This is a genomic window from Pantoea dispersa (assembly GCF_035783935.1).
GTDB classification, from domain to species: Bacteria; Pseudomonadota; Gammaproteobacteria; order Enterobacterales; family Enterobacteriaceae; genus Pantoea; species Pantoea dispersa_C.
On sequence record NZ_JALKOV010000002.1, the window covers coordinates 202841 to 225804 of the forward strand.

Sequence of the window (22964 nt, forward strand, 5' to 3'; positions counted from 1 at the left end):
AGGGCAAAGACAATCTGCTCTTCAGTGAATGGTGACTTTTTCATCGGCACAACCTCCGTCAGGGGGAGTAAACATCATGCCGGGGTTCTGTTTCTGAATGGAGCAGGATTTCGGGGCAGGATCAACTGCATACAAGGACATCCATGTAGGGCAAATGCTGAATCGGTTAAACGATAACGGGTATACAGGAAAAGCCGCAGCAGAAAAGATGGCCTGCATGGTATCAAAACTCGCTAAAGCGGAATCGGGGTTCATTGGTATTTCAGGACACATTTAACACATTTCACCAGATTTCGCCTAAAGAAATAAAACATGTTCGACATGCCCTCGCCCTCGATGAAGTTCGCCCACATTTTTCGCCGATGTACTGGAACAGCTTAAATGAGTACGAACAGATTGTTAAGGAAGTCTGGTTTTGTGGGGTCCACAGTAATATTGGTGGAGGATATCAGGTTGCAGGGCTGTCAAATATCGCCTATATATGGATGCTCCGTGAGCTTGCCGAAGCCTCAGGGTTTCCAGGGCGCCTGGAAAAAGCTCCAGAATACCCTGCCGATGCTGCTGAGCCAGCACCTGAAATGCGTAACTCCTATTCAGAATTTTACAGTGGCCTTAAAATTGTTCTTGCTTCCCTAAAAGGGGGGGATGACAGTGCGTAAAATCACTGAACGACAAACATTCCATCCTTCGGTATTTGAATGGATGAAAATGGGTTGGTACAAGCCAAGAGCTATCCTACAGGGAGGCAATCCAGTGACCATCGATTATATCAAAGAGCGTCTGAACAGCGCTGCTGACTGGCCTCTGGAGGGTGACTGACTTGAATCGTGGCATAACGCTGTTAGCGGAGAGTATTCTGCATCAACTAACTCAGCCAGATGCACTTATTTTTACAACACACATTCAATGAGAAGAGCATAAACTTCCCTGTTCTGCAAGAAAACTAAGAATCTCCGGGTGATCCAACTTCTTTTAGGTCATAAGAAACTGGAAAGCACAGTCCGTTATCTCGGTATTGAAGTGGATTATGCTCTGGAGATAGCTGAGTCTATTGAAGTTTAATTTGTGAGGGCTGCAACAGCAGCCCTGTGCCAAAAGTGGACGTTACGAATGTTGGTAAGGTTGTTGAAATCCGGCTCATGAAATCTTTAAATCTAACGGAATTTAAAGAAAAATATGGAGAATGCCAATGCATTATGTTCCCTCTGCCGGACTTAATTATCGCTGTCTCAGCCACACTGACTGGCCATTTTATCTGGCATTAAATTAGGACCGCCATGTTATGCATTTCATTAGCGATTCACGAACGGAAGAGGAGATCAGAACCCACTCCTTTGAGAAGCGCTTGCAACCGTGGCAAAAAGGCAGTGAACACTGGCTGTGTCTCGTTATCAGTCAAAAGAATACACATTTACCCATCGGAGTAACTGGCTTCATTGAGCGTAGCGAGGGCATTGCGGAAGTAGGGTTCATACTTGCTTCGGAATTTCATGGCAAAGGTTTTGGCAGCGAGTCTCTAAAAGATATTGCTCGTTTTGCATTTAACACACATGGATATCACAAGCTAACAGCGACAGTTACCTCGGGTAATGAAGCCTCACGCAGGACATTGCTTAAGGCAGGATTTCAACATGAGGGCACATTAAGGCAAAACTATTTTCTTCAGGATCGCTGGCAGGATGACTGGGTTTTTGGATTGTTAAAAGACGAATTCAGTCATTAAGCATGCTTTACCTGGGATAGACATCAATTATCAAAGTCAGCTACTCGCTCATAGCGGACATGAACTTTGGCTAGGTCCGCTTTATGCCAAAGGCAAACATCTCAACACAATCAGGTTTTCATTCGATACGTTTCACATCGGGATGATGCTCAGTTGCAGCTTCATGAAAGATATCACCCAGCCAGCCTGCAATGTCGTCTTCTGGCATATCATCTGGAACAGCGATATCAAACATTCGCGAAAACTTCCTTTCTGTCACGTCGGCGCGAAATACCTGCCAGCCTTCATCCTTGCGCACAACGCCAATATGGCGGCCAAAAACTTTAAAAATCAGCATATTCGCTCTCCTGTGATATCAATCAAACTTTGACGCCATACTATACCAACGCTGATACAAATCGCTGGAAAAAGCCGCACACCGCCACTATTATCGGCTGACTTATTCACCTGCTGATAACTAAGGAGGATCTCTATGCCGTCGTGTGAACTGTTTGTTTACTCACACTTCTATGGTGACTGGACCCACTCAGGTTTTACCGCACTCGTGCTGCGATAATCCGCCTGAGCGAAGTTCTGACAATCTAATCCCTTCTCTCCGGCTTACCGGGTTGTCGTCAGCGAAATTCTGACGTCAGGCCTTTTTGCGCCTGCAACTTGAGAGTAAGTAGATGAGCACACTCCTTTCCGCACACGCCGTTGGCTTCGACAATGCCTTTGGCACCCTTTTCCATTCCCTGGATTTCAGCCTGAAAAAAGGCGACCGCATCGGCCTGATTGGCGACAACGGCAGCGGTAAAAGCACCCTGCTGAAAATTCTCAGCGGTGAACTGGCCGCCAGTCACGGCAGCGTCACGCCCGCCAGCCACTGTCTGCTGGCGCGCATTGAACAACATCTGCCGGAAACATTACTCGAGGCCTCATTGCTGGATGGCGTGATCGCCCGGCTGCCCGCAGCACAGCGCAGTAGCGAGCGCTGGCGTGCCGAGGCGCTGCTGCATACGCTGGGTTTCAGCACAGCGCAGCAGTCACAAACCGCGGCGACGCTGAGCGGCGGGCAGCATATGCGGCTGTTGCTGGCGCGCGCGCTGATTCTGCAGCCCGATTTACTGTTGCTGGACGAACCGGGTAACCATCTCGACCTGCCGACCCTGCTGTGGCTGGAGAATTTTCTGATCGGCTGGCAGGGCAGCTTTGTGCTGGTGTCCCACGACAGCGCGCTGCTGGACCGCGTCACCAACTGCAGCGCAATCCTGCGCGATCGCACGCTGCATTTCTTCCGTCTGCCCTGCACGGCCGCCCGCGAGGCGCTGGCACAGCAGGATGAGGCGGATGCGCAGCGACATCAGGCACAGCAGCAGGAGATCGCCCGGGTTGAGAGCAGCGCAAAACGGCTGGCGATCTGGGGGCGGACCTATGACAACGAAGGTCTGGCGCGCAAAGCGAAACAGATGGAGAAGCGCATCGACTGGCTGAAAGCCGCGCAGACCACGCTCAGCGCCGGCAGTCCGTGGCAGCTGCAGTTACAGGGCGAAGCGCTGCAGGCGGATCGCGTGCTGGCGCTGCCGCCAATGTCGATTCAGCCTGCTGCCGGGGCGCCGACCCTTTTTTCCCTGCCCGCGCTGCAGGTGAAAAGTGGCGATCGCATCGCGATTGTCGGCCACAACGGCTGCGGCAAATCCTCACTGCTGCGCCAGCTGTGGCACAGCTGGCAGCAAGGCGACAGCCCGCTGTTTCATCCACGCGCCCGCGTCGGCTATTACGACCAGAGCCTGCAACAGTTGCGTGACGACCAGACTTTAAGCGCGGCGCTGCACGGTTTCGCGGCGCTGAGCGATGAGCAGTGCAAAATGGCACTGATTAGCGCAGGCTTTCCCTGGCTGCGCCATCAGCAGAAGGTTGCCTCACTCAGCGGTGGTGAGCGCTCGCGCCTGCTGTTTGTCGGCCTGACGCTGGCGCGCTACTCGCTGCTGCTGCTGGATGAACCGACCAACCATCTGGATATGGCTGGCAAAGAGGAGCTGGCGCAGGCGCTGCAGCAGTTCGCCGGCGCGGTGCTGCTGGTGTCACACGACCGCAGCCTGATCGCCAGCAGCTGCAATCGCTTCTGGCTGATTGAACAGCAGCAGCTGAGCGAGTGGCACGACTGGCCGCAGGTGACCGCCAGGCTGGCCGCCGCCCACGCGCCAGTCGAACCCCCGCCTGCCACTGCCGGCACCAATGCCTGCCCGGGCGATGAAGATGCGCTGTTGCAGGCGCTTCTGGTGCTGGAAGAAAAGCTGCAGCAGGATGAAGCGCGTAAAGCGAAGCATCAGAAACCGGCGCAGCAGCAACAGTGGCGAACGGAGATTGCGCAGCTGAAGCAACAGCTGAATCTGCTCTGAAAGGATGGACTGACGGGACGTCGCTAACCCGTATTCTGCGCCACGGATGGCGCATTACCCTGCGGTTGACAAAATTCCGCAGAATTTTTCTCCAGTTTGTCCCGCTTAGTGATTATTATTCTCACTAAATTTAAGGGACGACGATGCATACAATGAAAAAAAATGGCTGTTTGCCGCGCTGACCGCGCTGGTGCTGATTCTGGTTTTCTGGGCTTATTCGGCGACACGCAGCAAACCGAATCCACTGATGACCGCCACGGTACGTCAGGGCGACATCGAAAACGTGATAGCCGCCACCGGCAAAATGGACGCAATAGAGCGCGTTAACGTCGGTGCGCAGGTCTCCGGCCAGGTGAAAAAGCTGTATATCAAAGCCGGCGATAACGTACGCAAGGGCCAGCTGATTGCGGAGATTGATGACCAGCCGCAGCGTAGCGATCTGCGTAATGCGCAGGCAGCTCTCAGCGTAGCGCAGGCCGATTTGCAGACCCGCCAGGCCACGCTGGTACGCCAGCAGGCACAATTTCAGCGCCTGCAGCAGATGGTCAAAACCAACGCCGTCTCCCGCCAGGATTTTGATACCGCCGCCGAAGCGTGGCGCATCGCTCAGGCAGAGCTGACGGCACAACAGGCGCGGGTGATTCAGGCGCAGATCGAAGTGGATAAAAAGCAACTCGATCTCGGTTACACGCGCATCATGGCGCCAATTGACGGCACGGTGGTGGCGATCGTCACGAAGCAGGGTCAGACCGTAAACGCCGTACAGAGCGCCCCGACCATCGCCAAACTGGCGCAGCTCGGCACCATGACCATCAAGGTGCAAATCTCCGAGGCGGATATCAATAATATTCAGCCCGGCCAGCAGGCGTGGTTCACCACTTTCGCCAATCCGGATAAGCGCTATAACGCCACGCTGCGCAGCATCGAACTGGCCCCTGAGTCGGTGATGAAAGATGATGCGCTGATGGGTAACAGCGAAAGCAATAGCGTCAGCAGCACGAACGCGGCGGTGTATTACAACGCCCTGCTCGATGTGCCGAACCCGGACAACGCGCTGCGCATCTCCATGACCGCGCAGGTTAATCTGCTGCGCGACCAGGCGAAAAACGCGCTGCTGGTGCCGGTGCAGGCCACCAAAAAAGCCCACGATGGCCGCACTTACGTCGAGGTTGCAGATTCCAATAATCAGCCAGAGCAGCGCTACATCACCACCGGCATCAGCGACAGCGTCGATATCCAGGTACTGAGCGGACTGCGCGCAGGGGAAAAAGTGATCCTTGCCACGCAGCAGCCGGGCGCGGACAAGGTGGTGATGTGAATATCATCGAACTGCACAATATTCAGCGCAGCTACGTCAACGGTGCGCAATTTTTGCAGGTGCTGAACAACATTAATCTGCAGATTGCCAGCGGCGAAATGGTGGCGATCATCGGGCCATCCGGCTCGGGAAAGTCGACGCTGCTGAATATTCTTGGCTGCCTCGATGCACCCGACAGCGGTGATTACCTGATTGGCGGAAAAAATACCGCCACGCTCGCGCCTGATGCGCTGGCGCAGGTACGGCGTGAACACATCGGCTTTATCTTCCAGCGCTATCACCTGATGCCGGATCTCAGCGCGCTGAGCAACGTTGAAATACCGGCGATTTATGCCAACCTGTCCGGCACCGCACGCCGTCAGCGCGCCGCACAGTTGCTGGCGCGGCTTGGATTACAGGGGCGCGAGCAACATAAGCCGGGCGAGCTGTCGGGCGGTCAGCAGCAGCGCGTCAGTATCGCGCGTGCGCTGATCAACGGGGCAGAAATTATCCTCGCCGATGAGCCCACCGGCGCGCTTGATTCGCATTCCGGCGAAGAGGTGCTGCGCATCCTCAGCGAACTGAACCGCGAAGGTCACACGGTGATTATCGTTACCCACGATATGAAAGTGGCGCAGCATGCGCATCGCATCATTGAGATTCAGGACGGCGAGATTTTTGCCGACAGCGGCAGGCCCGCCGCCGTGGTTAACGCACGTTTTACCCCCGCGCCCCGCAAAACCCAGAACCGGCTCCGCGGATTGCTTGATCGACTGCGCGAATCATCACGCATGGCGCTCAACGCCATGAACGCGCACCGCCTGCGCACCGCGCTCACCATGACCGGTATTATCTTCGGCATCGCCGCAGTCGTTACCGTGGTGGCGCTGGGCCAGGGCGCGCGCGAAAAAACCCTGGAGAGCATTTCCGGGCTCGGCACCAATGTGGTTTCTATCTATGCGGGCGGCGATTTTGTCGAGGACGACGCGCATCCGGTGCAAACCCTGGTGATGGCCGATGCCGATGTGATTGCGCGCCAGCAATTTGTCGCCGCCGTCAGTCCGGAGATCATTGCCACCCAGCCGATTCGCTATCTGGCTAACGCGTCCAAAACCTCGGTCTCCGGCGTGGGCGTCGACTATTTTCGCATCCAGGGCATTAAACTGGTGGAAGGCAGTAATTTCAGCGATGAGCGGCACGCGCGTCAGGAAATCATCATTGATATCAACACGCGCAATAAGCTGTTTGGCGAACAGGGCCCGAGCCCGATCGGCAAAATGATTGTGCTGGGATCGGTGCCGGTGCGGGTCATCGGCGTAGCCAATAATGAAGACGGCCTGTCGCCCAACCGCCTCAGCGTCTGGCTGCCGTGGAGCACGGTGATGTATCGCATCAGCGGTCAGACCGCGCTCACCAGCATCAGCATCAAACTCAAAGACGATGTGGTGAGCGGCGCAGCGGTGGAATCGCTCACCCAGCTGCTGACGGCGCGTCACGGCACCAAAGATTTCCTGATGTTTAACCGCGACAAATACCGCAAAGCGATTGAAGGTGCGGCGGCCACGCTGACGCTGCTGATTTTGCTGGTGGCCTCGATTGCGCTCATGATCGGCAGTATCGGTGTAATGAACATCATGCTGGTGTCCGTCACCGAACGCACACACGAAATTGGCGTGCGCATGGCGGTAGGCGCGCGACGCGGCGACATCATGCAGCAGTTCATGATTGAAGCGGTGCTGGTGTGTCTGGTCGGCGGATCGCTCGGCGTGGCGTTGTCGCTGGTGATTGGTCCGATCATCTCATTGCTGGCTGGCGGCGTGTTGACCGCCATCTACTCCTGGCAATCCGCCGGTGCCGCCTTTGCCTGCTCAACCATTATCGGCATGATATTTGGCTATCTGCCGGCGCGCAAAGCTGCACGAATGGATCCGGTCGCCGCGCTGGCGAGCGAATAAAGCCCGCAGCCGGGCCGGCATGAAAAAATGCTGGTCCGGTCATTTCAGGTCTATTCCGAAAGTCAGTAAATCAATTAGCCCTGCACCTCATCATCGGCGTAGACTGAATGCGTCTCTATTTTAGACACACTTCTGATTATCCATCTGTTGGATATCAAACGCCCGAGAGTAAGTTATGTTAGAACCGCACTATTTTTATTTATGTCACGATCCGGACGCTGGCTGGGTATTGCATAAAAAAGGCTGCTACGTACTGGAATTTGAGGAAGAGAGGCGCTTCATTGGCTCGCTGTACACGGTACAGCAGGCGCTGACGGTGGCGCGTATTCACTATCCGCAAATAGCCTGCTGCCGCGACTGCCTGCTGGACAAAGGCCGGTCGAAGAGAGCGCAGGATAATAAAGAGAAAAATCTCATTCCCTCACGTCATTTTAACGATGACCCGCATAAGTAATCGCTGGAATTGCGTAACCGTTATTCGCGCAGCGGCCGGGAAATAAACTGACTCACCTCGCGTTTATTAAACCGCAGCAAGGTCAACATCTGCCAAAATAACCGGCAAGCGTACAACAGAATAATCGCCAGCCGTTTCACGGTACAGCTTGATATTAAAGCAGTTATCCACAACATGCGTGCAAAGAGTCTGGCTTATCCTGTGGATAAGCGTAACCTGCCCGCGGCCCGCGCTTGCTGACCCGTATTGTTCAAATTTCGAACGACTGACTGCTGCTTATCCCTGATTTACGCTCTTCCAGAAACAGCAAAGCCGCCCGCAGGCGGCCTTAACGCAGTGAACCTGTCTGAACTTAGTTGTACAGTTCAGCGGTCATGTGTACGCGGTTATTGGTGTTGGCTTCAGTAATTTTGTACTGAGCGCCCTGCTCCTGAGCCTGCGCCGCGATTTTAGCTTCGGCACCATCCAGCGTTGAAGACGTTACGGTAACGCTCTGGGCAAAGCTGGCAGCAGACATCAGAGAAAGCGCGGCAACAGCGGCAATTGACATAGCTTTGATGGTTTTCATGGTCTTATTCCTTAATGGTTATGGCTGAAGGCTGTATGCCTTCGATGGAAATAATAATAACTCAGGTTACTATATCTTTATTGATAATTAGTGCGGTTATCGTGATCTTGCTAATCATAACTCCCGGCCGGATTGGGCCAGTTCGGCGCGTACCGTCGCAATAAACTGCGGCCAGTGAGCAAAGCGAATCACCGGCACGTGAGCATGTCGCTGGGTGCGCAGCGCATCCGCAAAAGCCAGCGCCTGCCGGGTAACGTCAGAATTATTCTGCATGGTGCATTCTCCTGCCAGACCGGATTCGCCGGGCATCAGGCATCGGCCCGGTAAAATTGCTCATGCGAATCGACATTTGCTGAACGACAAAAAAGGCCGCCGTGAGGCGACCCGTCCTGGCACATCCCTGTGCAACCATCCGTTATTTGTACAGTTCAGCGGTCATGTGCACCAGGTTGTTGTTGCTGGCTTCCAGAATTTTGTACTGGGCGCCCTGCTGCTGGGCTTGCGCCGCGATTTTTGCTTCAGCACCGTCAAGCGTGGTTGAAGTCGCAGAAACGGTTTGCGCGAAGCTGGCAGCAGACATCAGAGAAAGTGCGGCGGCGGCGGCGATGGTCAGTGTTTTGATGGTTTTCATGGTCGTATTCCTTAGGGTTTGATGAGAAGGCGCTGTGCCTTCGATGGGGATAATAATAACCATGATTACTATTACAAAATTGATAATTAGTGCGAGTACTATGATCGCACTAATTGTTAATCACCAGCATCGAATTTAGTTATTAAAAATCAGTGGGATAAGTTTATTTTACCCTGTGCAGTGCGGCACAAAGCGTTTAAAACGGCCCTGCCAGTGAAGGATAAATGGCAGCTCAGACGGGAAATACTGTGCGTTGTGGAAGGCGGGACAAAGGCATGGCGCGAGATACATCGCGCCGCTGCGTGGAATCGTCAGGGGATTGGGTGACGGCTTCAGACCTTATTTTTGTAATTGAAACTGATCTGTGAGTTCTGTTCGCGCGGTAATCGCCGGGCTTCTAAATATACCGACTTCCAGTACGGATTATTCAGTGATGAGCGCATCACCCCCTGGCTGACCGAAGCATGCAGGAACTGGCGATCGGTGTCATAGAAGCCAACGTGCAGCTCATGTTTGATGCGGAAAAACACTAAATCGCCCGGCTGCAAATGCGCCTGATCGACCGGCCTGCCCATAGCAATCAATTCGCGCGTCGTGACACGATCCATAGGAATATTGAAGCGATCTTTTAAGGTGCGCCAGACAAATCCGGAACAGTCCACGCCGGATAATTGCGTGCCGCCCCACTGATATTTGGTGCCTTCCCAGGAGTGCATTTGATCGTGCAGTGCGGCAATCACCGGAATTAAATCCGGCTGCTTACCGCCGTCCTGCGCATTATCGACGCTTTCTGGCGCGGGTGCAGGCGAAGAGTGAGACGAGCAACCCGCCAGGGCAAACATTACCAGGCAGGCAAGCAGATTGCGGGCCGCAGAATCGATCATAAGAAGACGTTTCACTGTGGGTAACGGGAATAGAAGATTTATACCGTAAAGAAGTGACAGAAATAAAGCCTCTGCGCCTGAATTCTTGCTGTCTTCACTATTTTTACCTAAGTTTACAGAAAGGTAACGTCATGTATTTATGATAGAAATCTATATTCTTCGCCGTGTGGCGACGGCAAAGCATAATTATCCGGCAAAAGGCGTTTAATTTTTACTCCGCAGCCTGGCCGGCTGGCCCGCTGCAGAATAATTGAAAGGCTTATTTATCTGCCTTATCGCGCAGCGGCGACTCCGGCAACAGCAGAGACAAGATAAAGGCCAGCAACATCACACCGGCGGCCATCTGAAATGCGGCATGCACCGCATCGCTGAACACCCGCAAATAAGCCTGCTTCAACGCGGCAGGTAGCTGGTGTACGGCGACGGGATCAAGTGAAGCCGGCAGCACGTTACCCTGCTCCACCAGCCGGGTTATGCCAGATTTCAGCACATGGCTGAACACGGCACCAAATAGCGCAACGCCGATCGAACCGCCGACCGAGCGAAACAGCGTGACCGATGAAGTCGCCACGCCGACACGATCGGGCGTCACCGCATTTTGCACCGCCAGCACCAGCACCTGCATGGTCATGCCCATTCCCATGCCGAGCACGCTGGAGAACAGATATAGGTGCCAGAGCGGCGCATCCAGCGTCAGCGTGGTCATCAGCGCCATGCCCAGCGTAGCCAGCAGCGTTCCGGCGATGGGGAACAGGCGATATTTACCGCTGCGGCTAATCAGACGACCGCTGATAATCGAGGTGACCAGCAGCCCGCCCATCAGCGGTAACAGCTGTAGCCCGGCTTCGGTGGGCGTGGCGTTTTTTACCACCTGCAGATAAAGCGGCAAAAACGTCACGCTGCCAAACAGCGCCATGCCGATGATAAACGCCATCAGGCTGGCAAGCGAAAAGCTGCGGTTGCGGAACAGATTAAGCGGGATGATCGGCTCCCACGCGCGCCGCTCCTCATAGATAAAGCCCATCACGCCAACCAGCCCCATCGCCAGAATGCACCACAGCTGGGGATCTGACCAGTCGCGCAACGTGCCGCCTTCGCTGGTAAATAGCGTCACGCCCACCAGCGCCAGGGAAAGAAACACCGCACCGGGATAGTCGATTTCATGCGGTTTACGCCGGTTGTCGGTTTTAAACACCGCATTAATGATCAGCAGCGCCAGCAGGCCCAGCGGCAGATTGATGTAGAAAATCCAGCGCCACGACATGTGCTGCACGATAAAGCCGCCCAGCAGCGGCCCAATCACCGTGGCCAGACCAAACACACCGCCAAACAGGCCCTGATATTTGCCGCGCTGAGCGGGCGGAATGACATCCGCGACCGCCGCCATGCTCACCACCATCAAGCCGCCGCCGCCCAGTCCCTGCAGCGCACGGGTAAAGATCAGCTGTAGCATATTTTGCGCCAGTCCGCACAGGGCCGAGCCCAGCAAAAACAGCACCACCGCGATCTGCAGCACCGTCTTACGCCCAAACAGATCGCCAAATTTGCCGTACAGCGGAACCACAAGCGTCGAGGCCAGCATATACGCGGTGACAATCCACGACAGTCGATCGAGCCCGCCAAGTTCGCCGACGATGGTCGGCAGCGCGGTCGAGACAATGGTCTGGTCAAGCGCGGACAGCAGCATGACCAGCATCAGCGCGCCCATCAGCAGGCGAATGGAAGGCGGGCTGGTTGCCCCGCTGTCATGCTGCGATGTGATAGATTGAGGTTTCATAACGACACCGTTTGAAATTAATTAAATGCACAATTAATATTGATCGAAGTCTGACACGACACAAGTGAGCGCGTAAAGATGACCGCACAAAATGCGAGGGAGAGCGAAACGGCTCCTTCAGATAAACCCCGCCGGCCAGGCCGGCCACGCGGCGGCGCGATTAATGCCCAACAGCGTGAGCATCTGCTCGACATTACGCTGGCGCTGTATGCGCAAAACGGTATTGCCGAAACCTCGCTCAACGCCATTGCCCGCAAAGCAGGTGTGAGCCCGGCAATGCTGAATTACTATTTTCAGTCGCGGGAGTCGTTGCTGGATGTGGTGGTGGAGGAGCGCTTTCTGCCGTTGCGCCGCAGACTAGAAGCGCAGTTTGAGGATGAAAGCCGTGACCCTGTTACTACCATCAGCGGATTCATTCGTGAGTTTGCCGATATTGTGCTCAGCCACGACTGGTTTGCACCACTGTGGCTGCAGGAAGTTGCCAGCGGCCAGGGTCTGGGCGGCACGCTGAAACACCGGCACGGTCATGCCGGACGAGAACGTATCCGCGCACGCCTGACTGGCTGGCAGCAGCAGGGATTACTGAATAATCAGCTCAACGTGGATGTGCTGATGACGTCGATTCTCAGCATGGTGCTGGTGCCTTTCACCCGCTTCGCCCACGAACCGGGCTTTGATACTGAAATGATTCTGCAGCACACCCTCAGCATGGTGTGCCACGGTATTCAGCCGCACAACTGAGTCAGGCGTCGTCGCCGTGGGTCAGCGTCTCCAGTTGCTGCCAGAAATCTTCCGGCACTGGCTGCACGCGGGGCGCAGGCTCGGCTATTTGCTGTTCCAGAGCAGCCAGCAGCTCATGGGTTTCACTGTTTTGTTTATCGCACGGTGTGGAAGACATATCTAAAACCTGTAAAAACATCAGGTGATTATTGTAAGGATTTAACGCCAGGAATAAATAAACCAAACGGTAAAAAGGGATCTGTCCTCACTTTTTTTTGCCACCTGCGCAACTTTTTACTCACTGCGGCGAACTGTCTGAAAGCATCACCCTAACCGGACCTCTTTCACCGCAGGAGCAAATCATGACAACTATCAGGCATCTTATCGCTACCCTCACCCTTGGCACCACGCTGAGTCTCGCCGTGTTTAGCGCCAGCGCGGCGCTGCCGATCGGAGAAAAAGCACCTGACTTTACGCTACAGGGTGCGCTTGGCGGCAAGCCGATCACCTTCTCGCTGCAGCAGGCGCTGCAAAAAGGGCCGGTGGTACTGTATTTCTTCCCGGCCGCCTTCAGCGCAGGTTGTACCATTGAGGCGCATGACTTCGCCGAAGCCTCCGATAATTTCCAGAAAATGGGCGCCACGGTGATTGGCGTCACCGCCGGTAACACCGAACAGATCAGCGATTTTTCTAAGCTGGAGTGCCGTGACAAATTCGCCGTGGCTGCCGATCCGGGCGCCAAAGTGGCCGCCGAGTACAAAACGCTGATGCAGATAAAAGGCAAAACCCTGTCCGACCGCACCTCGTATGTGATTGCCCCTGACGGCAACATCTTACTGAGCCACACCGACAGAAATCCGGATACCCATATCGAAAAAGCGCTGGCCGCCGTCAAAGCCTATGACGCTGCCCATCCGCAAGCGCAGTAAGTGAGAGGCCAGCCATGTTAACCGCGATGCTGGCCGCCTTTTTAGGCGGTATCATCCTCAACCTCATGCCGTGCGTCTTTCCGGTGATTTCGCTGAAAGCGCTGGGGCTGTTACGCCATCAAAGCCACGCCGCCAGCGCGCGCCGCGAAGGCCTCGGCTTCCTGCTTGGCGTGCTGGTGACCATGATGGCGCTGGCTGGCATCCTGCTGGCGGCGCGCGCGGGCGGCGCGGCGGTCGGCTGGGGTTTTCAGCTGCAGTCGCCGCTGGTGATCGCTTTGCTGTCGCTGGTGATCCTGGCTGCCGCACTCAATCTGCTTGGCGTATTTGAGGTGGGCCTGTCGGTGCAGCGCGTCGGGGCCATCGATATCCAGCGCGGCGCGTTTCTGCGTTCCGCCCTGACCGGTGCGCTGGCAATCATCGTTGCCACGCCCTGCGCCGCACCGTTTATGGCCAGCGCCATCGGCTACGCGCTGGTGCAGCCGCCTGCAGTGGCGCTGGTCATTTTCTTCGCGCTGGCGCTCGGCTTTGCCGCGCCGTTTACTCTGCTGTCGCTGTTTCCGCCGCTGGCACGATTTTTACCGCGCCCCGGCGTCTGGATGGACATCCTCAAGCGCGGACTGGCCTTTCCGATGCTCGGTGCCTGGGCGTGGCTGGTATGGATTCTGGCCCAGCAGGCGGGCAGCAGCGCGCTGGCTGTGATGCTGGCCGCCTCGGTGGTGCTGGCGTTTGCCGGCTGGCTGTACGGCATGGCGCAGCAGCGCCGCTTTGCCGGTAAAGGGCATAAAGCCCTGTTCAGCGTCACGGCAATACTGCTGATTGCGGTGATCGCGCCGCTGCCGGGGCTGATCAAACCAGGCGCCGCGCTGCAGGGCGATGTGCAGGCGCAGGTCAGCAAACAGACATGGACGCCGCAGGCGGTGGCCGCTCAGCGTGGCCATGGCAAAGCCATTTTTGTCGACTTCACCGCGTCATGGTGCATAACCTGCCAGGTGAATGAGAAAACCTCGCTGTCGACCCAGGCGGTTAAAGCCGCGCTGGCGAAAACCGGTACGCTGTACATGGTGGCAGACTCGACTAAATTTAACCCGGATGTTGATGACGTGATGAGTGAATTTGGTCAGGGCGGTTTACCCATGTACCTGGTGTATCCGGCAGACGGCGGACCACCCAAAGTGCTGCCGCAGGTGCTGACGCCGGGCATCGTGGTGGATGCGTTAAACCAGGCAGCAGCGAAGAAGGCGTAACGGCAACAAGGTAGCGTATGCATACAGGCGATAGCGCACGTGACAACTGGCCCGGGCTGATGGAACGGGCGCAGGCCGGGGATCAGTGTGCCTATACCCGGCTGCTGCGGGCGCTGGTGCCGGTGATCCGCGCGCAGGTGCGGCGTCAGCTGAGCGATGAGGCCTTGACCGAAGATGTGATTCAGGATGTGCTGCTCACCTTGCATCGCGTACGCCATACCTACGATCCCGCTTACCCCTTTTTACCGTGGCTGACGGCAATCGTCTCGGCACGCGCCATCGATGCCCTGCGCCGCCGCGGTCGTCAGCAGCACTGCGCGCTTGACGACGTCCAGGCTGTCGATCCTGCCAGCAGCCGCGAACAGCAACGGCTTGATACCCAGCAGGAACTGGCGGGTTATCTTAACCAGCTGCCGCTGCGCCAGCGCGAAATCGTCGAGCATGTTCATCTGCGCGAAATGAGCCTGAGCGAAGCGGCCGCCCATAACAATCTCAGCGTATCGGCAGTGAAATCACTGCTGCACCGGGCGCTCATCAACCTGCGCCGCTTTGGAGCAAACCATGACTGACCATCATTTGCTGATTGAAAAACTGGGGCGCGATTTACGCCCGGTAAAACGGCCGGCGGCGACCGGTAAGCGCCTGCTGGTCTGGCTGGCGCTGGCGCTGCCAGCGGGCATTGCAGCCAGTCTGCTGGTGCCGCGCACCCTGACCGACTGGTCGCAGGCGGGCGCGATACAGGCAGCGCTGCAACTGATGCTGGCGTTTATGCTTGGGCTGCTGGCGATGCGTAGCGCCTTAAACCTCAGCATTGCTGGCCGGCGCGGCATCAGCGCAAAACTGCTGTTACCGCCGGGCTTGCTGTGGCTGGGATTGAGCGCCAGCAGTCTGCTGCAGACGGCCGCGCCGGTGCAGGAGCACGACACGCTGCCGTGCTTTGTTTTCCTGCTGGTGGTGAGTGTGCCGATGCTGCTGCTGACCATTGCCAGCCTGCGCCGCACGCGGGCGCTCTATCCGACCCGCAGCCTGGCGCTGGCTGGACTGGGCGTTGCCTGCATGGCACTGAGCCTGCTGGCGTTTTGTCATCCGGTGCATCTGCATGCGCTAGATTTGCTGCAGCATCTGGCGGCGATTGCCTGCATTATCGTACTGACCGTGCTGCTTGGCCGGCGCTGGGTGCGGATCGACTAACGCCATCCGCCGCAGACGTCAGGGAATGATGCGTTCCGCACGCAGCCGATCGAACAGCTGGGTGAAGGAATCCAGCGTGGCGCGATAGCCGGTAAAGCCCGCTTTGCGGCTCTTACTCATATCCGTAAACGCCTCCATCGGCCGTCCTAAATCCGCATCGGTGTGCCACCACGACGCCAGCTTATTAATGTCTGCCTCGTGCAGCTGATGGCGCGCGGCAATGTCACGCCAGGCATCAGCGGCTTCCTGCATGCGCCCTTCCAGCGGCATCATCTGCGCCGGATAGTCGGCGGCTTCGAGGCCGAAATAGTCTGCCAGCCGCGGCCACAGCCAGTTCCAGCGGAATACATCGCCGTTCACCGCGTTGAAGTCCTGATTAGCAGCGCCCTCAGCGGAGGTCGCCCACAGCAGCTGTTCCGCCAGTAAACCCGCTTCGGTGACATCGGCCAGACCGTTCCACTGCTGCGGCGAGCCGGGAAAGATGAACGGCCAGCCTTTTTCACGGCACAGCGTGGCGTAAACCGCCAGCGTCTGGCCCATGTTCATGGCGTTACCCAGCGCATAGCCGATGATGGTATGCGGACGGTGCACGCTCCAGCGGTAACCGTATTTCTCTGCGCCAGCAAACACTTCGTCTTCCTGCGCGTAATAAAAATTGTCGACCGGCTGACGTCCCTGCTCTTCGCGGAACGGCGTCACCGGTACCGCACCTTTGCCGTAAGCTTCGAACGGACCAAGATAGTGCTTCAGCCCGGTCACCAGCGCCACATGTGCGCCGTTGAGCCGCTCGCCGAGCGCTTCGATCACGTTCCGTACCATGCCGCCGTTAACGCGGATGTTCTCTTTTTCATTGGCCTGACGCGACCAGACGCTAAAGAACAGCGCATCCGGTTTTTCCTGCGCCAGCGCGGCGCGCACCGCGTCGGCATCGGTCAGATCGGCGGTCAGGCTGCGGCAACCCTCCGGGATGGCACCGCGCCCGCGCGACAAACCAGTCACCTGCCAGCCTTCCTGCTGCAGTTTTTCCGCCAGCGCCCGGCCAATCACGCCACTGATACCCACAATTAACGCCTGCTTTTGCATGTCGAATCTCCTCTGTTGCAGTTATCCTTAGCGTAATAGAGAATTAAATTCTTAGCCGTGGCATTAATTCACATCATTCATGAACTGGATTCACTAATACATGCACGATCAGCGTCTGAAAGACATCGTTCCTTTTGTCGCCAGTGTCGAAAGCGGCAGTTTTGCCGCTGCCGCTGAGCGTCTGCACCTGACCGGTTCCGCCATCAGCAAAAGCGTGACGCGGCTGGAAGCGCGGCTCGGCTCACGCCTGCTGGAGCGCACCACCCGCAGCCTGACGCTCACCGACGCCGGCAGCGCCTATTACCAGACCTGCCTGCGCATTATGGAGGAGCTGGCGGAAGCCGAAGCGGTACTGGCGGCGCAGCGCACCATTCCTTCCGGGCGATTGCGGCTGGCAGTGCCGAATACCTATGGCCGGCTCGGCGTGATGCCGCTGCTGATTCCGTTCTGTCAGCAGCATCCGGATGTGGAACTCAGCCTGACCTTTTCCGACCGCTTTATTGATCTGTTTGATGAGGGTATTGATGTCGCGGTGCGCATCGGCGGTTCGCCCGATCTGCCCGCCTCGCTCGGCTACCGGCCGATGGGCCGCGAGCGGATGGTGTTTTGCGCCGCGCCGGACTATCTGGCGCGCGCAGGCAGACCGACCAGCGAGAGTGAGTTGCTGCAGCATCGGGCGATTCTGTACGAGCGCGTTGACGGCAGCACCAAGCCATGGCTGTTCACCACGGAGGATGGCCACCCGCACTGGCGTCAGGTGCCTTCGCGCATGGCGCTGGGCGACGTGGATGCACAAATGCAGGCGCTGTGTGCGGGGCTTGGGGTGGCGCAGATGCCGTCATGGCTGGTGCGTGACGCGCTGGCGAGCGGCGCGCTGGAAGTGATAGTGCCGCAGCAGCAGCCGGATGGCCTGCCGCTGTCGGTAATTTGGCCGCGGCGCAAACAGCTGCTGCCGAAGGTCGACGCGCTGCTGGCGGCGCTTGACGGCCTGCAGATCAGGTAAAAGGCCTTTAGCGATGATTCAGGCGGCGCGACAGCCGGTCGCCACACAGTTGCAGCAGCGTGACCAGCGCCACCAGCACCACGATTACCGTGAGCATGACCTGCATATCGAAGCGCTGGTAGCCGTAACGATAAGCCAGATCGCCCAGCCCGCCGGCACCAATCGCACCGGCCATCGCCGAGGCATTAATCATCGTCACCAGCGTAATGGTAAAACCGCTGACGATGCCGGGCCGCGCTTCCGGCAGCAGCACGTGCCAGACAATATGCCAGCGCTGAAAACCCATCGCCTGCGCCGCTTCCGTCAGCCCTTTGTCCACTTCGCGCAGGCTTACCTCCGCGATGCGGGCAAAAAACGGCGTCGCCGCCAGCGTCAGCGGCACCACGGCCGCCCACACGCCATAGGTGGTGCCGACAATCCAGCGGGTAAACGGGATCAGCGCCACCATCAGAATCAAAAACGGAATCGAGCGAAACAGGTTCACCAGCCAGCCCAGCAGCCGGTTGAGCAGCGGATTAGGGAACAGATCGCCGCGCCCGGTCACCACCAGAATCACCGCCATCGGTAAACCGATCAGCAGTGCCAGCAGCGACGACACGCCGACCATCAGCAGCGTATCCAGCAACCCCTGCCATAAACGATCAATAGCCAGTGACATAACCTGCAACCTCCAGTTGGTCCGCCAGCGGATGAAGCGCGGCAAGGGCTGCCGGCGCGTCGTGCCGGGCATTCAGCAGCAGTAACAGCTGGCCGGTGGGTTTGCGATCGACCCATTCAACCGCGCTATACAGTAGCGTCAGCTCGCCGCTGACCTGTGCGCTGATCGCCGCCAGATCCGGTTGCGTGCCCTGCCCGCTGTAGCGCAGCCGCACCAGCAAACGCGAGTCCACGTCCTGACGTTGCGGCGTCAGCAGCGGCTGGATGGCCTCAGGCAGCGCGCCGAATTGCGGATTAAGCAACTGCCGCGTCGTCTCATGCTGCGGATCGCTGTAAACCTGCCACACCGGACCGCGCTCAATGATTTCACCCTGATCGATGACCGCCACCTGGTGACACAGGTCGTGCACCACGTCCATCTCATGGGTGATCAGCACAATAGTGATATGGCGCTGCTGATTGATTTTTTTCAGCAGCGCGAGGATGGCGCGCGTGGTTTCCGGATCCAGCGCCGAGGTTGCCTCATCGCACAGCAGCAGTTCCGGATCGTGCACCAGCGCGCGCGCAATGCCGACGCGCTGCTTCTGCCCGCCGGAGAGCTGCGCCGGCCAGGCATGCTGGCGCGCCTCCAGCCCGACCAGCGCCAGCAGCTCATCCACTTTGCGCCGCCGCTGCGCCGCTGGCACGCCGGCCACCGTCATCGGCAGCTCAATGTTTTGCCGCACCGTTTTGGCGGACAGCAAATTGAAGTGCTGGAAAATCATGCCGGTGCGCCGACGCCACTGCACCAGTTGGCTGTCACTCAGCGAACTGAGATCGATACCGTCAATCACCACCGCACCCTGCGTCGGATTTTCCAGCCGGTTGAGGCAACGGATCAGCGTTGACTTGCCCGCGCCGCTGCGGCCAATGATGCCAAAAATCTCGCCGCGTTTAACCTGCAGGTCGATGTGCTTCAGCGCATCCTGCGACTGGCCGTCATAGCGTTTGCTCAGCCCGCGGATCTGCACATGCGCCCGGCCCGCGCCCGAGGTCGTGCTGTGCAGCGCCGCCTGCTCACCAGGAAAAGTCAGGCTGACCATGATTAGTGACTCCAGCCTGGCTGATACAGCTTGCCGTAGAATTCATCCAGCTTCGCGCGCACCACCGGCGAGTGCTGATAGATCTCAACAAACTGTTTGAGACGCGGATCGTCCTGATGTCCGTCACGAATCACGAACTGAATCACATACTCCGGATGTTCGAGGCCATCAAACAGCAGCGCCTTGTTGGGATCGATAGTCTTCGACAGGCGCAGATAGTGCGGATAGCCCTGCGCCAGGTCGACTTCATCCAGTGAGCGCGACAGTTGCACCGCCTCCACTTCAATGATTTTCAGGTGCTTGGGATTGCTGGCGATATCATCCACGGTGGATTTCAGCCCGCTGCCCGGTTTCAACGTTATCAGCTGCGCTTTTTGCAGCAGCAGCAATCCGCGCGCACCGTTAATCGGGTCATTGGCAATCGCCACCGTGCCGCCGTCCGGAATCTGATCGATTGCCGTGTGCTTCTTCGAATAGAGCCCGATGTTATTAATGATCGCGGGCGCATACGGCACCAGATGGAAACCGCCCTCGCGGTTGGCATTGTCCAGAAACGGCTTATGCTGGAACAGGTTGACGTCAATGTCGCCATTTTCCACGCTGACGTTTGGCGCGGTCCAGTCGGTGAACTCCACCAGCTCGACCTGCAGTCCCTGCTTTTTCGCTTCGGCTACCGCGGTTTCCAGCGGCGGTGCGAAAGCCGCCGTGGTACCGACTTTAAGTGCACCGCTGTAGTCACCGGCGGCAAACGCGCTGGCGGTTAAGATTGCGGCGCTCAGCGCCACCATTGAGGCAAATTTCATCCTGATTCCCTGAGGTTAAATTAACGAACACCGGCCACAGGCCGCCAGCGCGCAGCCGGATGGCGCGCGGGCAGACGATCCTGCTGCTGAAAAATTTTCTGCCGCAGCGATCCCGGCTGATAAGCGGTTTTAAAGCGGCCGCGCTGCTGCAGTTCCGGCACCACCAGCTCGATAAAATCGCGGTAGCTTTGCGGATTCAGGATGCGCGTCAGATTGAAGCCGTCGATGTCGCCTTCATCAATCCAGCGAATCAGCTGGTCGGCGACCTGAGACGGGTTGCCGACAATCACCGGGTAGCGGCTGCCGAGCGCGTGCTGCTCCAGCAGGCGACGACGCGTCCAGCCGTTATAGGCTTTGCTCACCGATTCAATGGCGCGCGTGTCGCCGCTGTGAATCGGTTCATCGAGGCCAAACGCGGCGAGATCGACGCCAATTGAGCTGGAGAAGTGCGCAATGCCCGCTTCGGCACTGGCGTATTCCAGATAGCTGCGGTGCTTCTCCTGCGCTTCGCGTTCGCTGGCGGCGACGATCACGCTGACGCCCATAAAGATGCGTAGGTCGTCCGCCTGGCGTCCCGCTGCCACCGCCGCGTGACGCAGACGCTGCGCCTGCTCGCGCAGCGCCGCCGGCGAACTGGCATTCACGAAACTGCACTCGGCGTGACGTGCGGCAAACGCCACGCCGCGCGCGGATGAGCCGGCCTGGAACAGCAGTGGCGTGCGCTGCGGTGAAGGACTGCTCAGGTGATAGCCCTGCACCTGATAAAATTCGCCCTGATGATTGATCGCGTGAATCTTCTGCGCGTCGGCATACAGCCGGCGCTGTTTGTCGGCCAGCAGCGCATCGTCCTGCCAGCTGCCTTCCCACAGCTGATAAGTGACATCGAGAAACTCATCGGCCTGGTCGTAGCGCCGATCGTGCGCCAGCAGTTGCTGCTGCCCCATGGCGCGCGCCGCGCTGTCGAGATAGCCGGTCACGATGTTCCAGCCGATGCGGCCGTTGGTCAGATGGTCGAGCGTCGACAGGCGGCGGGCAAACGGATACGGGGCTTCGTAACTCAGGTTGGCGGTCACGCCAAAACCCAGATGCTGCGTCACGCTGGCCATGCCGGAAATCAGCATCAGCGGATCGTTAACCGGCAGCTGAATGGACTCCCGCGCCGTCAGGCCGATACCCTGCTGATAGACATCGTAAACGCCGAGAATGTCGGCGATAAACAGTCCGTCGAACAGGCCGCGCTCCAGCAGGCGCGCTAAATCCAGCCAGTACGCCAGCGAATTGAACTCCACCGAGCGATCCTGCGGATGGGTCCACATGCCGTGATGAATATGCCCCACGCAGTTCATGTTAAAGGCATTGAGCAAAATCTGTTTGCGGCTCATAGCGTACCCCGGCGCGGCGGCAGCACACCGTTAAGCAGATAGTTGCCAATGACCGGATATTTCCAGCGTACCGGGTCATGCAGCGTGTGGGTGCGCGCGTTGCGCCAGTGCCGATCGAGGTTGTGTTCGCGCAGGCTGGCGCGCGATCCGCCCAGCTCAAACAGCAGGTTGCCGGCTTCCAGCGCCACCTCGGTGGTCCAGGCTCGTGCTTTCGCCACGTCAACCGATGCCCGCGCGACCTGTTCAGCGCTCGGGTTGCGCTGGGCAGCATCAATCGCCTCTCCGGCGACTTCCAGCAACGCATCACCGGCGCTGAGCCGTGCGGCGAGCCGCCCGGTGCGATCCAGCGTCAGCGGATCGTCACAGGCTCGCTCGACGCCGCTGTCCGGCCACGGCCGCGCGCGCTGCTGCACGAAGACCAGCATGTCGTTGAAGGCCGCGCGGGCAATGCCCTGGTCGATGGCCGCATGCATAATCTGGGCAAAAGGGCCGACGGTGGTTGGCCGCGCAAACGCGCTGTGAAACGGCACCACATCGTCCGGCGCGATCGCTACCTCACGAAACTGCACGCTGCCGCTGCCGGTGGTGCGCTGGCCGAAACCGCTCCAGTCATCAATCACCGTCACGCCCGGCTGATGGCGCGGCACAAACACCAGCTGCTCTTTACCGTCATCGGCGATGGCCAGCGTCGGGATGCGATCGGCAAACAGCGCGCCGGTGCAGTAAAATTTGTCGCCGTTGAGGCGCAGCCCGCTGGCGGTCTGGCTGAAGGCGGTGGTGCGCTGATGCGCTGCCGCAGAGCCGAACTCCGCCAGCGCGTTGCCATAGTGAGCGCCCGCCAGCACTTCGCTGTACAGCCGCTGCTGCTGGGCATCGCTGCCGTTAACGCGCAGCACTTCCAGCGCGTAAAAGTGATTTTGCGGCACCTGACCGATTGATGCATCGGCAGCGCTGAGAATGACAAAAATCTGCGCCAGTTCCGCACTGGAGATCGCAATGCCGCCCCACGCGCGCGGCACGGTAATAGCGCCTAAACCGGACTGGAAATAGTGCTGAAGTTCAGCATGCGGCAGCTCACGCTGCCGATCGCGCTGCGCGGCGCCGCTGCGAAAGCGGTCCGCCAGTTCCTGTGCCACCTGCAGGGCCTGCTGCGCACTGCGAATACGTGCTGCCGGCTGTTTAGCGAAAACCTGCGTCATC

25 protein-coding genes and 1 pseudogene are annotated in these 22964 nt (G+C 58.0%); 13 read left to right on the plus strand and 13 right to left on the minus strand.

Going from position 1 to position 22964, the window contains the following annotated elements:
• Positions 1–254: 254 nt before the first annotated feature.
• From MXF20_RS05770 to MXF20_RS05780, 3 genes and pseudogenes are all read left to right on the plus strand, one after another.
• Complete coding sequence (locus MXF20_RS05770; protein WP_325968167.1) at positions 255–659, plus strand: DUF2235 domain-containing protein; 405 nt, start codon at positions 255–257, stop codon at positions 657–659.
• Between the two features lie 232 nt (positions 660–891).
• Positions 892–1062, plus strand: a pseudogene (locus MXF20_RS05775) (integrase); the annotation flags it as partial.
• A 220-nt stretch (positions 1063–1282) separates the two neighbouring features.
• The gene (locus MXF20_RS05780; protein ID WP_325968168.1) at positions 1283–1723 is read left to right on the plus strand and encodes a GNAT family protein; all 441 of its coding nucleotides are present in this window, start codon (positions 1283–1285) and stop codon (positions 1721–1723) included.
• A 118-nt stretch (positions 1724–1841) separates the two neighbouring features.
• On the opposite strand, the gene MXF20_RS05785 is transcribed toward MXF20_RS05780, so the two are convergent.
• Entirely contained in the window at positions 1842–2060 is a 219-nt protein-coding gene (locus tag MXF20_RS05785; RefSeq protein WP_325968170.1) for a DUF7661 family protein, read from the minus strand.
• A 331-nt stretch (positions 2061–2391) separates the two neighbouring features.
• On the opposite strand from MXF20_RS05785, the gene MXF20_RS05790 reads away from it, so the two are divergent.
• From MXF20_RS05790 to MXF20_RS05805, 4 genes are all read left to right on the plus strand, one after another.
• A complete protein-coding gene (locus tag MXF20_RS05790) occupies positions 2392–4104 on the plus strand; it encodes an ABC-F family ATP-binding cassette domain-containing protein (protein ID WP_325968171.1) in 1713 nt (570 codons plus the stop codon).
• 190 nt (positions 4105–4294) lie between these two features.
• Entirely contained in the window at positions 4295–5422 is a 1128-nt protein-coding gene (locus tag MXF20_RS05795) for an efflux RND transporter periplasmic adaptor subunit (RefSeq protein WP_418936832.1), read from the plus strand.
• The gene (locus tag MXF20_RS05800) at positions 5419–7356 is read left to right on the plus strand and encodes a MacB family efflux pump subunit (protein WP_325968172.1); all 1938 of its coding nucleotides are present in this window, start codon (positions 5419–5421) and stop codon (positions 7354–7356) included. The genes MXF20_RS05795 and MXF20_RS05800 overlap by 4 nt, the downstream gene beginning before the upstream one ends.
• Positions 7357–7531: 175 nt before the next feature.
• A complete protein-coding gene (locus MXF20_RS05805; protein WP_325968173.1) occupies positions 7532–7810 on the plus strand; it encodes a hypothetical protein in 279 nt (92 codons plus the stop codon).
• Between the two features lie 352 nt (positions 7811–8162).
• Here the strand turns inward: MXF20_RS05805 and MXF20_RS05810 are convergent, their stop codons facing one another.
• The 5 genes from MXF20_RS05810 to MXF20_RS05830 all read right to left on the minus strand — a co-directional run bounded on the left by MXF20_RS05810 (position 8163) and on the right by MXF20_RS05830 (position 11670).
• Positions 8163–8378, minus strand: coding sequence for a YdgH/BhsA/McbA-like domain containing protein (locus tag MXF20_RS05810; protein WP_058770290.1), 216 nt, complete (start codon positions 8376–8378; stop codon positions 8163–8165).
• Between the two features lie 114 nt (positions 8379–8492).
• Positions 8493–8651 carry a hypothetical protein gene (locus MXF20_RS05815; RefSeq protein ID WP_325968174.1) on the minus strand — a complete coding sequence of 53 codons (159 nt, stop codon included), beginning with the start codon at positions 8649–8651 and terminating at the stop codon, positions 8493–8495.
• Positions 8652–8793: 142 nt separating this feature from the next.
• Complete coding sequence (locus MXF20_RS05820; RefSeq protein ID WP_325968176.1) at positions 8794–9009, minus strand: YdgH/BhsA/McbA-like domain containing protein; 216 nt, start codon at positions 9007–9009, stop codon at positions 8794–8796.
• 332 nt (positions 9010–9341) lie between these two features.
• The gene (locus MXF20_RS05825) at positions 9342–9893 is read right to left on the minus strand and encodes a C40 family peptidase (RefSeq protein WP_325968177.1); all 552 of its coding nucleotides are present in this window, start codon (positions 9891–9893) and stop codon (positions 9342–9344) included.
• 259 nt (positions 9894–10152) lie between these two features.
• On the minus strand, positions 10153–11670 hold the full coding sequence (locus tag MXF20_RS05830; RefSeq protein WP_325968178.1) for an MDR family MFS transporter: 1518 nt from the start codon (positions 11668–11670) through the stop codon (positions 10153–10155).
• Positions 11671–11748: 78 nt separating this feature from the next.
• Here MXF20_RS05830 and MXF20_RS05835 point away from each other — a divergent pair, with 78 nt between their 5' ends.
• Entirely contained in the window at positions 11749–12411 is a 663-nt protein-coding gene (locus MXF20_RS05835; RefSeq protein ID WP_325968179.1) for a TetR/AcrR family transcriptional regulator, read from the plus strand.
• Between the two features lies 1 nt (position 12412).
• On the opposite strand, the gene MXF20_RS05840 is transcribed toward MXF20_RS05835, so the two are convergent.
• Positions 12413–12568, minus strand: coding sequence for a hypothetical protein (locus MXF20_RS05840; RefSeq protein WP_325968180.1), 156 nt, complete (start codon positions 12566–12568; stop codon positions 12413–12415).
• A 184-nt stretch (positions 12569–12752) separates the two neighbouring features.
• Between MXF20_RS05840 and MXF20_RS05845 the strand changes: the two genes are divergently transcribed.
• From MXF20_RS05845 to MXF20_RS05860, 4 genes are read left to right on the plus strand one after another with little or no spacing between them, the layout of a single operon-like run.
• Complete coding sequence (locus MXF20_RS05845; RefSeq protein WP_325968181.1) at positions 12753–13319, plus strand: peroxiredoxin; 567 nt, start codon at positions 12753–12755, stop codon at positions 13317–13319.
• A 14-nt stretch (positions 13320–13333) separates the two neighbouring features.
• On the plus strand, positions 13334–14563 hold the full coding sequence (locus tag MXF20_RS05850; protein WP_325968183.1) for a protein-disulfide reductase DsbD family protein: 1230 nt from the start codon (positions 13334–13336) through the stop codon (positions 14561–14563).
• 17 nt (positions 14564–14580) lie between these two features.
• Positions 14581–15132 (plus strand): sigma-70 family RNA polymerase sigma factor, encoded by a 552-nt coding sequence (locus tag MXF20_RS05855; RefSeq protein ID WP_325968184.1) that lies wholly within the window; start codon positions 14581–14583, stop codon positions 15130–15132.
• Positions 15125–15754 carry an NrsF family protein gene (locus tag MXF20_RS05860; RefSeq protein ID WP_325968185.1) on the plus strand — a complete coding sequence of 210 codons (630 nt, stop codon included), beginning with the start codon at positions 15125–15127 and terminating at the stop codon, positions 15752–15754. The genes MXF20_RS05855 and MXF20_RS05860 overlap by 8 nt, the downstream gene beginning before the upstream one ends.
• Positions 15755–15772: 18 nt before the next feature.
• On the opposite strand, the gene MXF20_RS05865 is transcribed toward MXF20_RS05860, so the two are convergent.
• Positions 15773–16837: an SDR family oxidoreductase gene (locus MXF20_RS05865; protein ID WP_325968187.1), complete on the minus strand. Its 1065-nt coding sequence runs from the start codon at positions 16835–16837 to the stop codon at positions 15773–15775.
• Between the two features lie 100 nt (positions 16838–16937).
• Between MXF20_RS05865 and MXF20_RS05870 the strand changes: the two genes are divergently transcribed.
• Positions 16938–17840 (plus strand): LysR family transcriptional regulator, encoded by a 903-nt coding sequence (locus tag MXF20_RS05870; protein ID WP_058759045.1) that lies wholly within the window; start codon positions 16938–16940, stop codon positions 17838–17840.
• Between the two features lie 7 nt (positions 17841–17847).
• Here MXF20_RS05870 and MXF20_RS05875 read toward each other — a convergent pair whose 3' ends face one another.
• The 5 genes from MXF20_RS05875 to MXF20_RS05895 are packed head-to-tail and all read right to left on the minus strand — an operon-like array spanning position 17848 to position 22963.
• Complete coding sequence (locus tag MXF20_RS05875; protein WP_021508962.1) at positions 17848–18498, minus strand: methionine ABC transporter permease; 651 nt, start codon at positions 18496–18498, stop codon at positions 17848–17850.
• The gene (locus MXF20_RS05880) at positions 18482–19579 is read right to left on the minus strand and encodes a methionine ABC transporter ATP-binding protein (RefSeq protein WP_325968190.1); all 1098 of its coding nucleotides are present in this window, start codon (positions 19577–19579) and stop codon (positions 18482–18484) included. Before MXF20_RS05880 ends, MXF20_RS05875 begins: the two co-directional genes overlap by 17 nt.
• A gap of 2 nt (positions 19580–19581) precedes the next feature.
• Positions 19582–20382, minus strand: coding sequence for a MetQ/NlpA family ABC transporter substrate-binding protein (locus MXF20_RS05885; RefSeq protein WP_325968191.1), 801 nt, complete (start codon positions 20380–20382; stop codon positions 19582–19584).
• A 20-nt stretch (positions 20383–20402) separates the two neighbouring features.
• The gene (locus MXF20_RS05890; protein WP_325968192.1) at positions 20403–21764 is read right to left on the minus strand and encodes an LLM class flavin-dependent oxidoreductase; all 1362 of its coding nucleotides are present in this window, start codon (positions 21762–21764) and stop codon (positions 20403–20405) included.
• Complete coding sequence (locus MXF20_RS05895; RefSeq protein ID WP_325968473.1) at positions 21761–22963, minus strand: SfnB family sulfur acquisition oxidoreductase; 1203 nt, start codon at positions 22961–22963, stop codon at positions 21761–21763. The genes MXF20_RS05890 and MXF20_RS05895 overlap by 4 nt, the downstream gene beginning before the upstream one ends.
• Position 22964 lies beyond the last annotated feature (1 nt).